The sequence below is a fragment of the uncultured Shimia sp. genome (assembly GCF_947493595.1).
Taxonomy (GTDB): domain Bacteria; phylum Pseudomonadota; class Alphaproteobacteria; order Rhodobacterales; family Rhodobacteraceae; genus Shimia.
Genome location: NZ_CANLRL010000001.1, coordinates 860,652 through 874,908, shown reverse-complemented (window position 1 = coordinate 874,908; position 14,257 = coordinate 860,652). Strand labels below are relative to the sequence as shown.

Genomic DNA, 14,257 nt, shown 5'->3' with positions numbered 1-14,257 from the left:
GTAGGCCAGAGTTTGAACAGCGCCGCTTTTGCGTGCTGTCTTCTTGCCTGCATGAGCTTTTTTGACGGAGCATGTCATGACCAAAGACAATCTGCCGATGACGCAGGTCGAATTCATTGCCCTGTGCGCGATGATGTTTGCCACCATTGCGTTTTCGATCGACGCCATGCTCCCGGCCTTACCGCAAATCGCCGCTGAACTCAGCCCGGGCAGCCACAACACCGAAACCTTGATTGTCATGTCCTTTGTTCTGGGCATGGGCATCGGCACGTTTTTCACCGGACCGCTGTCGGATCGCTTTGGCCGTAAGCCTGTACTGATCTCTGGCGCGGTGATTTACACCCTCTGTGCTTTCATTGGCTACCTAAGCCAAACCCTGGAATGGCTGCTCTTTGCCCGCTTGTTCCAGGGTATGGGTGCGGCAGGCCCGCGCGTGGTCACCCTCGCCATTGTGCGCGATCTGTTCTCAGGCCGCGAAATGGCCCGCATCATGTCGTTTGTCATGATGGTTTTTATTATTGTGCCGGCCGCCGCGCCGTTGCTGGGGCAATTTATCATCGACGTCTCGTCCTGGCGCGGCATCTTTGTCGCCTTCATGGTGTTCTCCATGATGTCTGTACTCTGGGTCGGCATCCGCCTGCCAGAACCCTTGCCCGTGGAGAGCCGTCGCCCCTTCAGCATCGGCAAACTCATGTCAGGACTGCGCGAAATGTGGGGCATTCCTTCTGTACGCACGTCTATTCTGGTGCAATCTCTGATTATGGGCAGCCTCTTCGGACTCATCGGCTCCGTGCAACTTGTGTATGATCAAACCTATGACCGCGCCGCCGAGTTCCCCTACTGGTTTGCAGGCATCGCGCTGGCTTCCGGCACTGCGAGCCTGCTGAATGCCAAGCTTGTGGTGACCCTCGGCATGCGCTTCCTGGTCACCGTTGCGATTGCCGGAAAAGCCATCTGTGCTGCGGGCATGCTGGTCTTTGTGTTGACACCGGATCTGAATGTTCAGTTCTACGCCTTTGCGCTGTGGCAACTGACTGTGTTCTTTTCCATCGGCTTGACGATCGGTAACCTCAACGCCATGGCAATGGAACCACTCGGCCATATGGCTGGCACCGCTGCCTCCGTGATGGGCGCGCTGTCCACCATCTTTGGCGTGATCCTGGCCGCCCCGATTGGCCTCGCTTTTGACGGCACGCCTTTCCCACTGGTGCTTTCCGTTGGTGTGCTTGCCATCATCGGCTTCCTGCTCATGCTGCACATGCGCCGCATCGAAGCCCGTGCAGCGGTCGCATAAAGCCGCTTGAACATCCGCTGGCTGTGCGGGACACTCCTTGCATGGCCAGCACCTTGATCCGCCGAAATCGAAATTTCCGACTTCTCTTTGCCTCCGGCGCCCTAACCAATCTGGGCGACGGCCTCGTGATGTTGGCCATCCCATGGCTCGCTACATTGCTGACGCGCGACCCAGTCGCCATCGCTGCTGTCGCTGCTGCCGGACGTCTGCCATGGTTGTTCTTTGCGCTGCCAGCAGGCGTGGTCGCGGATCAGGTGGACCGCCGCAAACTCATCGCGCGGGCTGACCTTCTACGTGCCACCCTAGTGGGCGCCATCTTATGGCTGGCGCTCAGCGCACCTGGCCCAGGCGCCATCTGGCTGCTCACCGCCCTCACCTTCGTACTGGGCGCCGCCGAGGTCCTGCGCGACAACGCGGCCCAAACCATCCTACCGGACATCGTCACCCCTTCGGACCTCGAGGCCGCCAATGGCCAAATGTGGAGCGTTGAACAGTTAACCGGCCAATTCATTGGGCCGCCACTTGCAGGCTTCTTAATCGCCTCCAGCATCGCGCTGCCGTTTGGATTGGACATAGCAGCTCTGGTTCTCGCCGCCGGAATGGTCTGGATGATCAGCCTCTCCCCCCGCTCCAAAGTGCAACAAGATTTCTATGGCGCTCTCAAGGAAGGCATCGCCTTCATGCGCAGTGATCCACTTCTGCTGCGCCTCGCCGTTGTGCTCGGCTGCGCGAACTTCATCGCCATGGGCACGATGACTGTTCAAGTGCTCTTTGCCCAAGACGTGCTGTCACTCTCAGCCACGCAATACGGCTTCCTGCTCTCGATCGCCGCCCTTGGCGCCATCACTGGCAGTCTCACCGCGCCCAAACTGGTGCAAAAATTTGGCACGCAGCCCTGCCTCTATGCCTCCATCGCCATTTGGGGCATCGGCTATGGCACCATCAGCCTCAGCACCTCAGCTCCGCCGATGGCAACAGCCCTGTTCTCCGTCATGGCCGCTGCGATGCTGTGGAATGTGATCACCGTCTCATGGCGTCAACGTCGCATTCCAACGGAACTTCTGGGCCGCGTAAACAGCATCTACCGTTTCTTTGGCTGGGGCAGCATGCCCCTGGGCGCCCTGGCAGCGGGCGCATTGGTGACGCTTCTGGAACCCTCTCTCGGCCGTGAACTCGCCCTGCGCGCACCATTCCTAACCGCAGCTGCCCTCTGCTTCTGCCTGCTGCTTTACGCCATTGCGCGCCTGCGTTTGGACTGACCCAAAGCTTCATTTGGCCCAAAGTATCCCGGGGGTTTTGGGGGTAGCGCCCCCAAGCCAATGGCAGCAAAATTGCACCTCCGCAAAACAGCCGCGATACAGACGCAATACCGACGCGCTATTTGGCGGTTTTTGCCTTCTTGCGTTTCTTCTCGTCGACAACTTTCTGCGCCAGATCCCGAGCAATCGCAAACGCGCCTTTGATCTTGTCTGAGGATTTCTTCCAATCCCGACGCACAACAATTTTGTTGTCCTTGACCTTGGCGAGCCCTTTCTGATCCTGAATGAACTCGACCAAACCCTGCGGCGAAGCAAACTTATCATTGTGGAACTGAATTGTCGCGCCTTTGGGCCCACCATCCAGTTTGGCAATGCCAGCCTTCTTGCACATCTCCTTGATCCGCACGATCAGAAGCAAAGTATTGACCTCTTTGGGTAATTTCCCAAACCGGTCAATCAGTTCAGCGGCAAAACCTTCCAGCTCTACCTTGCCCTGCAACCCGCTCAGACGACGATAAAGACCAAGCCGCACATCCAGATCAGGTACATAGGTATCTGGGATCAGAACAGGCACGCCAAGGTTGATCTGAGGCGCCCATTGGTCATCGCCTTCCGACAACCCTTCCAGCTCGCCCGTCTTGATCTTGGCAATCGCGTCTTCCAGCATCGACTGGTAAAGCTCATAACCCACATCGCGCATCTGACCTGACTGCTCTTCACCCAGCAGGTTGCCAGCGCCACGAATATCAAGATCTTGAGAAGCAAGGGTAAATCCAGCTCCCAGCGTGTCCAAAGACCCCAAAACCCGCAGCCGTTTTTCCGCGGCTTGTGTCAACTTGGCCCGCGGCTTGGTGGTCATATAAGCATAGGCCCGCGTCTTGGAGCGCCCAACCCGTCCCCGGATTTGATAGAGCTGTGCCAGACCAAACATATCCGCGCGATGCACAATCATTGTGTTCGCGGTTGGAATATCCAAACCACTTTCCACAATAGTGGTCGCCAGCAAAACATCATACTTGCCGTCGTAAAACGCGTTCATACGGTCATCGAGTTCGCCCGCCGCCATTTGCCCACTCGCCGTGACAAAGCTGACTTCCGGCACATGGTCGCGCAAAAACTCTTCAATTTCAGGCAAGTCGCTGATCCGCGGCACAACGTAGAAACTCTGCCCCCCGCGATAGTGCTCCCGCAACAAGGCTTCACGCACAGTAACCGCATCAAAAGAACTCACATAGGTACGGATTGCCAAGCGATCCACCGGCGGCGTGCCAATGATCGACAAGTCGCGCACGCCCGACAAGCTCAACTGCAGGGTCCGTGGGATCGGTGTCGCAGTCAGCGTCAGCACATGCACATCACTGCGCATCTGCTTGAGCCGCTCTTTATGGGCCACACCAAAGTGCTGTTCCTCATCAATGATCAGCAAACCAAGGTCTTTAAACCGGATGCTCTTGGCCAAAAGCGCATGCGTGCCCACCACAATATCAACGGTCCCGCGCGCGATACCCTCGCGGGTTTTTTCCGCTTCCTTGGCTGAAACAAACCGCGACAAAGCTCTGACTTCCAAGGGAAACCCTCGGAACCGCTCCGCAAACCCTTTGGCGTGTTGTCGCGCCAACAAGGTGGTCGGCGCCACCACGGCCACTTGTTGCCCAGACATCGCCGCCACAAAAGCCGCGCGCATAGCAACTTCGGTTTTACCAAAGCCCACATCACCACAAACAAGCCGATCCATAGGCCGTCCAGACGCCAGATCGCCGATCACATCCCCAATCGCGCTCAACTGATCTTCGGTTTCCTGATACGGGAACCGGGCAGAGAATTCTTCCCAAGCATGGTGTTGTGCCTCAAGCACCGGCGCCCTGCGCAATTCTCGCTCCGCCGCCACGCGGATCAACTTGTCCGCCATCTCGCGGATGCGCTCTTTCAGCTTGGCTTTCTTGGCCTGCCATGCGCCGCCACCAAGGCGATCCAACAGCCCCTCATCGTGGCCGTATTTTGACAACAGCTCAATGTTCTCAACCGGCAGATACAGCTTTGCACTTTCCGCATATTCCAGCGCGATGGTCTCATGCGCAGCCCCTGCCGCGGTGACCACTTCCAGCCCCAGATACCGCCCGACACCGTGGTCGACATGCACCACCAGGTCACCTGGACTCAGTGATTGGGTCTCGGTCAGGAAATTTTCGGCCCGCTTCTTTTTGCGTGGAGCCCGGATCAGACGATCGCCTAACACGTCCTGCTCGGAAATCACCGTCATGGACGGTGTTTCAAACCCATGTTCCAGCGCCAGTACAGCCAGGTAAAGACCGGTTTTCCGGATGTTTTTTGCGTCTTTGATGTGAATGGTTTCGGCCAGACCTTCGTCTTCGATCAGCCCACTCAAACGCTCCCGCGCGCCCTCGGAGTAGCTCGCCACAACCACCGGCCCATCCGCCTGTTTTTTGCGGATGTGCTCCGCCAGAGCCCCAAAAAGACTGACCGCTTCTTGCTGACGCTCAGGAGAGAAATTGCGACCAATACGCCCACCAGCATCAATCACACCGGGGCCAGACGCTTGCGGTAACGGCGAGAAATGCAGCACCCGCCGCCCTTTGATCGCGTCACTCCAGGCCGCGTCATCCAAATACAAAAGCTCCGCTGGCACCGGTTTATACACCGTGTCCATACGGGCTTTTTGTGCCATGGCATGTTGGCGGGTTTCATATTGATCCGCCACGCTGTCCCAACGTGAAAGGCGCGCCGCATCTGATTGATCATCCACAGATATCACCGCGTCTGGCAGATAATCAAACAGGGTTTCCAGTGTCTCGTGGAAGAACGGCAGCCAGTGTTCCACCCCCTGATGTTTACGCCCTGCACTGATCGCTTCATACAATGGATCATCCGTGCCAGCGGCACCAAACTCGATGCGGTAATTCTGCCGAAACCGCGTGATTGCCGGATCATCCAGGATGACCTCGCTGACGGGCGCAAGCTCGATCATGTCGAGCGTTTCAGTGGTCCGCTGCGTCGCCGGATCAAACCGCCGCACGCCATCCAAAACGTCACCAAAGAAATCCAGCCGTACCGGGCCACTGTCACCCGGTGGAAAGATATCAATGATCCCGCCTCGGATTGCGTAATCCCCCGGCTCCATCACGGTTGGTGCCTGCGTGAATCCCATGCGTACCAAAAACTGGCGCAGCGCCTCTTCGTCCACCCTCTGGTCGACCTGTGCCCGAAACGCCGCCTCTTTCAACACCTGACGCGCGGGCACCCGCTGAGTGGCCGCATTGAGTGTGGTCAACAGTACAAAACGGCTGGGCATGTCATGCACCAAACCGGCCAAGGTCGCCATACGTGTCGCGGAAATGTCGGCATTCGGGGACACGCGGTCATAAGGCAGACAATCCCACCCCGGAAACACAATCACCGGCATGTCGGGTTGGAAAAATTCCAGCGCCGCCCGTGTGGCCGCCATGCGCTTATCGTCACGCGCAACATGCACCACCGGGCCATTGCTTTTGGCCACCTCATTCAGGATCAGCTGAGCGTCAAAGCCTTCAGGAGCCCCACCCACGGAGATGTGCTGCGCGTCTTTCATCGGATTAACCGTCCAATTTTATAGTGTTACTGGGGTGGCCTCACCCAAGAGGAGAGATTTGGAAGTTCTGAAACATACCCCAAAGCGAGGTCACAAAAATTGAAATCATCCCGATAAACTGCACCCAAAACCGGTGCCGCGCCAACCGCTTTCTGAGATCAGCGGATGAGGGGGCATCTGCCCGAATACGCCGAGCCAGCCGGACACTCAGCAAACTGACAATGCTCATGGGAAACATCAGCAGGAACACCGCCTGTGCAAATTCCACATTGTACCCGAAACCGACGCCCGCCAAACCTGTCAGTGCAAAACAACCGCCCCCGATCAGGAAAAGGCCGGACACATCCGCAATGTGCAGCAAACGGTTGCAATTGATCCGCACCAAATCCTGAAGGTCAATCTCCGCCTGACCGCCGTTGCGCTTCGCCCGCAGTACAGAATCCCACGGCACCCCCAACACCCAATGGCTGGCCGTTGACCAGAAAACCGCAAGCGCAATCCAGAACCAGAGGTTGCTGAAGCTGCGCATATCGATGAGTTCAAAAATAGTTTGGCTCAGGTCCAAAGTCTTCACTGCCCTTTAGAATTTTAACTCACATACCGCGCCCCTGCGGCAATTCCTAGCCTTGAGGTGTGGTAAAATCCGTGGCACCTCTGATGTTGCAAATTTACGGAGCTCCCAATGACCCACACGCCTGCGCCATTCCCAACCTCGCGCCTGCGCCGCACCCGCCAATCTGCTGCTGTGCGCGGCCTAGTGCGTCAGAACACGCTGACCGTGGATGACCTCATCTGGCCCGTATTTGTGCGCGATGGCGAAGGGGTGGAAGAGCCAATTCCCTCCATGCCTGGTGTATACCGCCGCTCCGTGGACAAGATCGTCGAGGCTGCACGCGAGGCCGCTGACCTTGGTATTCCGGTAATCTGCCTCTTTCCCTACACGGATCCTTCGCTGAAAACCGAGGATTGTGCAGAGGCCTGGAATCCGGACAACCTCTCCAACCGCGCGACCCGCGCAATCAAGGAGGCAGTGCCGGAGATTGCGGTGATGACCGACGTCGCGCTGGACCCATACAACATCAATGGGCATGACGGCTTTGTGGTGGATGGCGAAATTGTCAATGACGCCACTGTGGACGCCCTGGTCAAACAAGCGCTGTCGCAAGCTGAGGCTGGCGCAGACATCATTGGTCCATCGGACATGATGGACAATCGCATTGGCGCCATCCGCAACGCCCTTGAGGCCAACGGCTTCCAAAATGTGATGCTGATGAGCTACGCCGCCAAATACGCCAGCGCCTTTTATGGTCCTTTCCGGGACGCTGTTGGCGCGTCCGGCGCCCTCAAAGGCGACAAAACAACCTATCAAATGGACCCTGCCAATGCTGACGAGGCCCTGCGTCTTGTTGCGCGTGACCTCTCAGAAGGGGCCGACATGGTCATGGTCAAACCGGGCATGCCCTACTTGGACATTTGCCGAGACGTGAAAAACGAATTTGGCGTACCAACCTTTGCCTATCAGGTGTCAGGTGAATACGCGATGATCACCGGCGCCGCGCAAAACGGTTGGATCGACGGTGACAAAGCCATGCTCGAAAGCCTGATGGCCTTCAAACGCGCTGGATGCGACGGCATCCTGACCTACTTTGCACCAGCCGTGGCCCGGAAGTTGGCGGAAAAGTGAACCCAAAGGTACACAAAATATAGGGAAACGGCGCAGTTTTCGTGACATCGAACTCTGCGCCGACTATACTATTGCCAAACCGGATCAAAAAACCGGTGGTATGAGCAGAACAACACAAATGGGCAAAAGACCATGAGCAATTTGACACGGCGCGGCTTTGCGCTGACCGGACTGGCCGCGGCAGGATTGACCGCTGCCTGCGGTAACGGTGTAGGCTCCAACGCCTCAAGCGAAATAGACGCGCGCGCGGACACCACATTAGATTACCTTTTTACCGAGTACCCTAACACGTTGGACCTGAAGGCCAAATCAACCGGCATGCTGGTCATGCCATTGATCACCGAAGCCGGGTTTGGCTTTGGCGGCGGTTACGGACGCGGTGCCCTGCGCATTGATGATGTAACCGTGGATTACTACTCCGCCACCAAAGGCAGCGTTGGATTGCAACTTGGCGCACAGCAGCACGCCCATGTGTTGTTTTTCATGACCGATGGCGCGCTTTCCGAATTCCGCAGCTCCAACGGCTGGGCTGCAGGTGCCGGTGTTCAATATGTGGTTGCCAACGAAGGCGCCAATATCTCGGCGGAAACAACCAACCTCTTGGCCCCGGTGATTGCTGTGATCTTTGGACAAGCAGGCTTGAAAATCGGCGCCACGCTGGAAGGCATCAAATACACCCGCATCATCCCATAAGCCGCTGACGTTTTGGGAATGCGGGAGCTCACGGAAATCCCTTATGTCGAGCGCTCCGGCCACACCCTGGCGCTCGATCTGTTTCTGCCGGACGACAAATCACCAACTGGTCTGATGCTCTTTGTCCATGGCGGTGGCTTTCTTAAAGGCGACCGCAGAGGTCCGCCGGCTGAAAGGCTTGCACGTAAATTGACCGATCTTGGTGTGGCGATGGCGTCGATCAGTTATCGCCTAGGCGCGGAGGACACGGACCTATCGGTGCCAATCCGCCGGCAAGTCTACGCCAACCGCCGCCGCACCAAAGGCTGCGGCCTCACACTGCAACACAACTTGATGGGTCCTCGGTTCGAAGCCGCACGGATGGACGCCGGCGCGGCCATTGCGTTTCTCAGGAGCCCGAAATCGCCGCAAAACTTCGGCGATCTGAACATTGGTCTTATCGGCATCTCAGCGGGTGGCATGGTTGGCCTGTCTTTGGCCTTTCCCGATGACAACCTGCAAAAATTTGAAAAACCAGCCTGCGTCATCGCTCTGGGTGCCACATTGCAGAACCCTTGGGCGCTATCAAAAAACGCGCCGCCTTGCCTCATGCTACACAGTTGCGAAGACCGCATTGTGCCCACGCGAAACTGCGACATCCTTGCACCGCTCATCGCGCGGGCCAATGCCCCGATCGACATCCAGATCTGCACAAGGAAAGGTCACAACGCACCGGTGCACGCGTTGTTTACTGACGACGCCCCGGATGGGACGCCGTATTGGGACAAGGCGCAAAACCTGATGCGCCGGTCGGGCGTGCTTAACCCATCGCGCGCAGGCGTTTGATCAGGCTGGATGTATCCCAGCGCCCGCCACCCTGCTTTTGCACATCTTTGTAAAACTGATCCACCAATGCGGTCACTGGCAGGCTCGCGCCCACTTCATCCGCTGTCGACAGGCAAATCCCTAGATCTTTGCGCATCCAGTCCACGGCAAATCCGTGCTCAAACTCGTCGTCGATCATGGTTTCATAGCGGTTCTGCATCTGCCAGCTACCAGCTGCGCCACCGGCAATCACGTCCACCACGGCACGGCCATCCAACCCAGCCTTTTCGGCAAAATGGAGCCCTTCAGACAGACCTTGCACCAGACCGGCAATACAAATCTGATTCACCATCTTAGTCAATTGTCCCGCACCGCTCTCGCCCAAACGCTTGATCGACCGTCCATACGCCTGCATCACCGACTCAGCCGCATCATAGCTGGCTTGATCACCGCCACACATGATCGACAGCACGCCATTTTCCGCCCCAGCCTGCCCGCCAGACACAGGCGCGTCCACAAAGGCGATGCCTTGCGCTTTGCCCGCGTCATACAGTTCTGCCGTCACCTTGGCCGACACCGTGGTGTGATCGACAAAAATCGTATCTGCCGCCATGCCGTCAAACGCGCCATCTTCGCCAACACAGACCTGCCGCAGGTCATCATCGTTACCAACGCAGCACATCACAAAATCCGCACCCTGAACGGCCTCTTTTGGCGTTACACCAAACGCCCCGCCGTGCTCTTTCGCCCAAGCTTCCGCCTTGGCAGTTGTGCGATTAAAAACAGTCACTTCGTGACCAGCCTTCACCAAGTGGCCAGCCATCGGATAGCCCATTACACCCAGACCCAAAAAGGCAACTTTTGCCATCGTCTTTTCCCCAACTGTCTATTGTCGTAATACTTGTCTCGCCTGCGCAAGCAGAAGGCAAGAACAAACAAGGGCAGCCCTATGACCACATTCTTTCAATGGCTTTTGCGGATCGCGAGCGGCCTGGTGATTCTATGTGTGCTTGGTGTCGCGCTGATCTACTTCCTCGCCTCGCGCAGTCTGCCAACCTACGACAAATCTCTCTCTGTCGCAGGCATCACAGAGCCCGTCGAAATCGTGCGCAACAATGCCAACGTGCCACACATCTTTGGCCAATCTGACGAGGATGTCTTCTTTGGTCTTGGCTATGCCCACGCGCAGGACCGCCTGTGGCAAATGCTGACCATGCGCCGCACGGTTCAGGGCCGCCTGTCCGAAGTCTTTGGTCCCCGAACGGTAGACATCGACAAAGTGATGCGCCGCCTTGATTTGGCCAGTGCCGCACGCCAATCCGTACATGTACAAGACGATGAAACTCTCGCTGCGTTGAAGGCTTACGCACGCGGCGTCAACGCCCGCATCACTGAGGTCAACACCGAGGCCTTGGGGCGCGGCGCTCCGGAGCTGTTCCTGTTCAAACAGAGCTTTGCCCCCTGGCAGCCGTCTGATTCCATCGCCTTGCAAAAACTCATGGCGCTTCAGCTCACCGGCCATATGCAATTCGAAGTGCTGCGTGCGCGCACCTCACTTGCGTTGCCGGATCAGGCCCGCCTTGTCGACATCTTGCCAGACGCCCCCGGCACCGGCGTTGCCGCGCTGCCTGAATATGCCAGCCTTGTGCCCAACACGCCAAAGTTTGCCAAAAGCGCGCCACTGCCGGAGCACCCACTCTCTCCATTTGCACTGCCAAGCCTGTCCGGCGCGTCCAACGCCTGGGCCGCTGCACCAAACCGCAGCGCCTCAGGAGGCACCCTTCTGGCCAACGATCCACACCTTGGTCTGTCGGCGCCGGCCATATGGTACCTTGCGCGTTTAGAACTCTCTTCCGGCGGCGTGATTGGCGCCACAATCCCCGGCATTCCTGTGGTTTTGGCAGGCCGCAGCAACGATCTCGGCTGGGGTGTCACAGCGGCCTACGTCGACGATCAGGACATCATGATCGAAGAGCTGGATCCGTCCAATTCGGAAAACTACCGCACACCAACCGGTTTCAAACCATTTGCCACCCGTAAATCCATCATTACCATCAAGGACAGCGAACCCATCACCCTGACGTTGCGCTGGACCGACAACGGCCCCGTCCTGCCAGGATCCGATTTCAACCTGAACACAATCACACCTCCAGGCCATGTCGCAGCCTTAAACTGGACAGCGCTCAGCCCACGTGACACATCAACAAGTGCCTTGATGGCGCTGATGTTTGCGCGCTCGATCGAAGACGGCATGGACGCCACAAAAGGCCATGTCGCTCCGGGTCTCACACTGACACTCGCGGATCGCGAAAACATCGGCATGAAGTTGATCGGTGCTCTGCCCAAACGGGATGCCAGACACCAAAGTCAGGGCCGCCTTCCCGCCCTCGGTTGGCGTGTGGAGAACCGCTGGCAAGGCACGCTGGATACCGCCGCCAATCCGTCCTTCATCGAGCCGGTTGGTGGCATCGTCGGCAACACCAACAACAAACTTGTCGAACGCCCCTTCCCCGCGCATATCTCCCACGTTTGGGGCGACAGCCAGCGCATCCAACGCTGGACCCGTCTGATGCAATCGCGCCGTGTGCACACTCGGGATAGCTTCATCGAAGCGCAGCTGGATACCGTCAGCTTTTCCGCCCGCGCCCTGCTCCCGCTGATTGGCGCAGACCTCTGGTTCACCGGCGAAGCTGCGCCCGAAGGCTCCCGCGAACGTCAACGCCAACGCGCTTTGACACTGCTGTCCGAATGGAATGGTGAAATGAATGAGCACATGCCGGAGCCGCTTATCTACGCCGCCTGGACCCGCGCCCTGCAAGACCGTCTGATCCGTGATGATCTTGGTCCGCTGGCAGATGAATTCACCCATGCGGAGCCGCTCTTCATCGAACGTGTTTTCCGCAACGTTGGCGGCGCGGCAGCGTGGTGTGACGTACGCCAAAGTGCGCCCAAGGAAACTTGCGCAGACATGGCCCGTTTGGCGCTGGACGACGCGCTTATCGCGATTGAAGAGCGCTACGGTCAGCAACTCGAAGCCCTACGCTGGGGCGATGTGCACCAAGCCACCCACGACCACCAAGTTCTTGGCAAAGTGCCAGTGCTACGCTTCTTTGTGAACATCCGCCAATCCACGTCCGGCGGCGACAACACACTTCAACGTGGCAAAACGGCGGGCGCCGGTGCCAACCCATTCCTGAATGTACACGCCGCCGGCTATCGAGGCGTCTATGATTTTGCTGATCCGGACAGCTCGGTGTTCATCATCTCCACCGGCCAATCTGGTCACTTCCTGTCGCGCTATTATGACGACATGGCCCAACTATGGCGTCGTGGTGAATACATTCCAATGTCTCTGGATGAAGAACTGGCGCGCGCCGCCGCGGTGGGTGTCACCACATTGCAGCCGCGCGCGCAGTAATGGTTTATAGGCCCTCGAACTGGGCCCGCTGCTTTGGTGTCCAGTGAACGGTGAGCTCAAACCCGTCTTCGGTTTGCTGCTCACCTTCGACAACACCTTCTTTGAACAACCAGGCCCGGCCTTTGCCATCGGCAAACGACAGTTTCAAAACCTCACGGGTTTTGTCACCAGCCAACGCCTGAGCAATGGCCGCAAACATCTCGTCCAACCCTTGGCCACTCACCGCAGACACAGCAAAGATCGCACCCTCACGGTCGGCTTTGGCCACCACGGCGTCGCGATCATCGGCACTGAGCAGGTCGATCTTGTTCCAAACTTCGATCTGCGGCGTGTCCTCGCTGAGGCCAAGCGTCTCAAGAATGGTGGTCACATCTTCGGCCTGATGCTGGCTCTCCGGGTGTGCAATATCGCGCACATGCAGAACCAGGTCCGCAGCAAGCACCTCTTCAAGAGTTGCGCGAAACGCCGCCACCAATTGCGTGGGCAAATCGCTGATGAAGCCCACTGTGTCAGACAAGATCACTTCGGGCCCGTTGTTCGGCAATTCCACCGCCCGCATGGTTGGGTCCAGCGTGGCAAACAACATGTCCTTTGCCATCACATCCGCACCGGTCACACGATTGAAGAGCGTGGATTTCCCCGCGTTGGTATACCCCACAAGCGCGACAATCGGGAACGGCACTTTGGCCCGCGCCTTTCGATGCAGCTCACGGGTTTTCACCACTTTGGACAACTGCCGCCGCAGCCGCACCAGATGGTCATCAATCGCTCGTCTGTCAGCCTCAATCTGGGTTTCACCGGGGCCACCCACAAACCCAAGACCACCACGCTGGCGTTCCAAGTGTGTCCAGGCCCGCACCAGTCGTGTGCGTTGGTAAGACAGCGCCGCCATCTCCACCTGCAAAACACCTTCGCGCGTACGTGCACGATCCGAGAAGATCTCAAGGATCAACCCGGTCCGGTCCAGAAGTTTGACTTTCCATTCTTTCTCAAGGTTGCGCTGCTGCACCGGTGTCACCGGCCCGTCAATCAGGACCAGATCCACTTCGTTGGCTTTGAACAGCGCCTTCAGCTCTTCAATCTTGCCAGTACCAAAAAGCGTGCCCGGCTGCGCCCGTGGCAAGCGCACGACGTTAGAGCCAACCACGTCCAGCTCCGGCAAAGCGTCCGCAAGTGCAATGGCCTCTTCCAATGCGAAAGAGGCCTCACGCCGGACATCGGCGCCGTAAATATCGGGATGCAGGACCCAAGCGCGGGTCACCTGCGTGTCATGCTCCATCAAGAGGCGTCTTCACCCTCGTAAAGAGAAATCGGCTGGGCCGGCATGATTGTGGAGATTGCGTGTTTGTAGACCAACTGGCTCTGACCATCGCGGCGCAACAACACACAAAAATTGTCAAACCAGGTGATCACACCCTGCAATTTTACGCCATTGATCAGAAAAATAGTCACCGGAACTTTGGTTTTCCGGACGTGATTTAAAAATGCATCTTGGAGATTCTGTCGATCCGAAGCCATG

11 protein-coding genes are annotated in these 14,257 nt (G+C 57.7%); 6 read left to right on the top strand and 5 right to left on the bottom strand.

The genetic code is table 11. The features are described from left to right. The first annotated feature begins 76 nt into the window (after positions 1-76). Together Q0955_RS04355 and Q0955_RS04350 are read left to right on the top strand one after the other, a co-directional pair. On the top strand, positions 77-1,294 hold the full coding sequence (locus Q0955_RS04355; RefSeq protein WP_299420340.1) for a multidrug effflux MFS transporter: 1,218 nt from the start codon (positions 77-79) through the stop codon (positions 1,292-1,294). 41 nt (positions 1,295-1,335) lie between these two features. Further along, complete coding sequence (locus Q0955_RS04350; RefSeq protein WP_299420338.1) at positions 1,336-2,553, top strand: MFS transporter; 1,218 nt, start codon at positions 1,336-1,338, stop codon at positions 2,551-2,553. Between the two features lie 118 nt (positions 2,554-2,671). On the opposite strand, the gene mfd is transcribed toward Q0955_RS04350, so the two are convergent. Further along, positions 2,672-6,139: a transcription-repair coupling factor gene (mfd, locus tag Q0955_RS04345; protein WP_299420335.1), complete on the bottom strand. Its 3,468-nt coding sequence runs from the start codon at positions 6,137-6,139 to the stop codon at positions 2,672-2,674. A gap of 40 nt (positions 6,140-6,179) precedes the next feature. Beyond that, positions 6,180-6,704, bottom strand: a complete 525-nt coding sequence (locus Q0955_RS04340) for a component of SufBCD complex (RefSeq protein ID WP_299421051.1) — start codon at positions 6,702-6,704, stop codon at positions 6,180-6,182. Between the two features lie 117 nt (positions 6,705-6,821). On the opposite strand from Q0955_RS04340, the gene hemB reads away from it, so the two are divergent. The 3 genes from hemB to Q0955_RS04325 all read left to right on the top strand — a co-directional run bounded on the left by hemB (position 6,822) and on the right by Q0955_RS04325 (position 9,341). Next, on the top strand, positions 6,822-7,823 hold the full coding sequence (hemB, locus tag Q0955_RS04335; protein WP_299420332.1) for a porphobilinogen synthase: 1,002 nt from the start codon (positions 6,822-6,824) through the stop codon (positions 7,821-7,823). Positions 7,824-7,955: 132 nt separating this feature from the next. Continuing rightward, on the top strand, positions 7,956-8,516 hold the full coding sequence (locus tag Q0955_RS04330) for a YSC84-related protein (protein ID WP_299420329.1): 561 nt from the start codon (positions 7,956-7,958) through the stop codon (positions 8,514-8,516). Between the two features lie 18 nt (positions 8,517-8,534). Next, complete coding sequence (locus Q0955_RS04325; RefSeq protein WP_299420327.1) at positions 8,535-9,341, top strand: carboxylesterase family protein; 807 nt, start codon at positions 8,535-8,537, stop codon at positions 9,339-9,341. Here Q0955_RS04325 and Q0955_RS04320 read toward each other — a convergent pair. Next, positions 9,316-10,188, bottom strand: a complete 873-nt coding sequence (locus tag Q0955_RS04320) for an NAD(P)-dependent oxidoreductase (protein WP_299420324.1) — start codon at positions 10,186-10,188, stop codon at positions 9,316-9,318. The genes Q0955_RS04325 and Q0955_RS04320 overlap by 26 nt on opposite strands. Before the next feature lie 81 nt (positions 10,189-10,269). Here Q0955_RS04320 and Q0955_RS04315 point away from each other — a divergent pair, with 81 nt between their 5' ends. Further along, positions 10,270-12,738, top strand: a complete 2,469-nt coding sequence (locus Q0955_RS04315) for a penicillin acylase family protein (protein WP_299420321.1) — start codon at positions 10,270-10,272, stop codon at positions 12,736-12,738. 4 nt (positions 12,739-12,742) lie between these two features. Here the strand turns inward: Q0955_RS04315 and hflX are convergent, their stop codons facing one another. Both hflX and hfq read right to left on the bottom strand, forming a co-directional pair. Continuing rightward, positions 12,743-14,017, bottom strand: a complete 1,275-nt coding sequence (hflX, locus tag Q0955_RS04310; protein ID WP_299420319.1) for a GTPase HflX — start codon at positions 14,015-14,017, stop codon at positions 12,743-12,745. Continuing rightward, positions 14,017-14,256 carry an RNA chaperone Hfq gene (hfq, locus tag Q0955_RS04305; protein WP_008204623.1) on the bottom strand — a complete coding sequence of 80 codons (240 nt, stop codon included), beginning with the start codon at positions 14,254-14,256 and terminating at the stop codon, positions 14,017-14,019. Before hfq ends, hflX begins: the two co-directional genes overlap by 1 nt. Between the last annotated feature and the right edge of the window lies 1 nt (position 14,257).

Excerpts from the sequence above, each read along its gene's own strand:
- Q0955_RS04355 (WP_299420340.1), top strand. The coding sequence starts at position 77 with ATGACCAAAGACAATCTGCCGATGACGCAGGTCGAATTCATTGCCCTG.
- Q0955_RS04330 (WP_299420329.1), top strand. The coding sequence starts at position 7,956 with ATGAGCAATTTGACACGGCGCGGCTTTGCGCTGACCGGACTGGCCGCG.
- mfd (WP_299420335.1), bottom strand. The coding sequence starts at position 6,139 with ATGAAAGACGCGCAGCACATCTCCGTGGGTGGGGCTCCTGAAGGCTTT.
- Q0955_RS04350 (WP_299420338.1), top strand. The coding sequence starts at position 1,336 with ATGGCCAGCACCTTGATCCGCCGAAATCGAAATTTCCGACTTCTCTTT.
- Q0955_RS04325 (WP_299420327.1), top strand. The coding sequence starts at position 8,535 with ATGCGGGAGCTCACGGAAATCCCTTATGTCGAGCGCTCCGGCCACACC.
- hflX (WP_299420319.1), bottom strand. The coding sequence starts at position 14,017 with ATGGAGCATGACACGCAGGTGACCCGCGCTTGGGTCCTGCATCCCGAT.
- hemB (WP_299420332.1), top strand. The coding sequence starts at position 6,822 with ATGACCCACACGCCTGCGCCATTCCCAACCTCGCGCCTGCGCCGCACC.
- hfq (WP_008204623.1), bottom strand. The coding sequence starts at position 14,256 with ATGGCTTCGGATCGACAGAATCTCCAAGATGCATTTTTAAATCACGTC.
- Q0955_RS04320 (WP_299420324.1), bottom strand. The coding sequence starts at position 10,188 with ATGGCAAAAGTTGCCTTTTTGGGTCTGGGTGTAATGGGCTATCCGATG.
- Q0955_RS04315 (WP_299420321.1), top strand. The coding sequence starts at position 10,270 with ATGACCACATTCTTTCAATGGCTTTTGCGGATCGCGAGCGGCCTGGTG.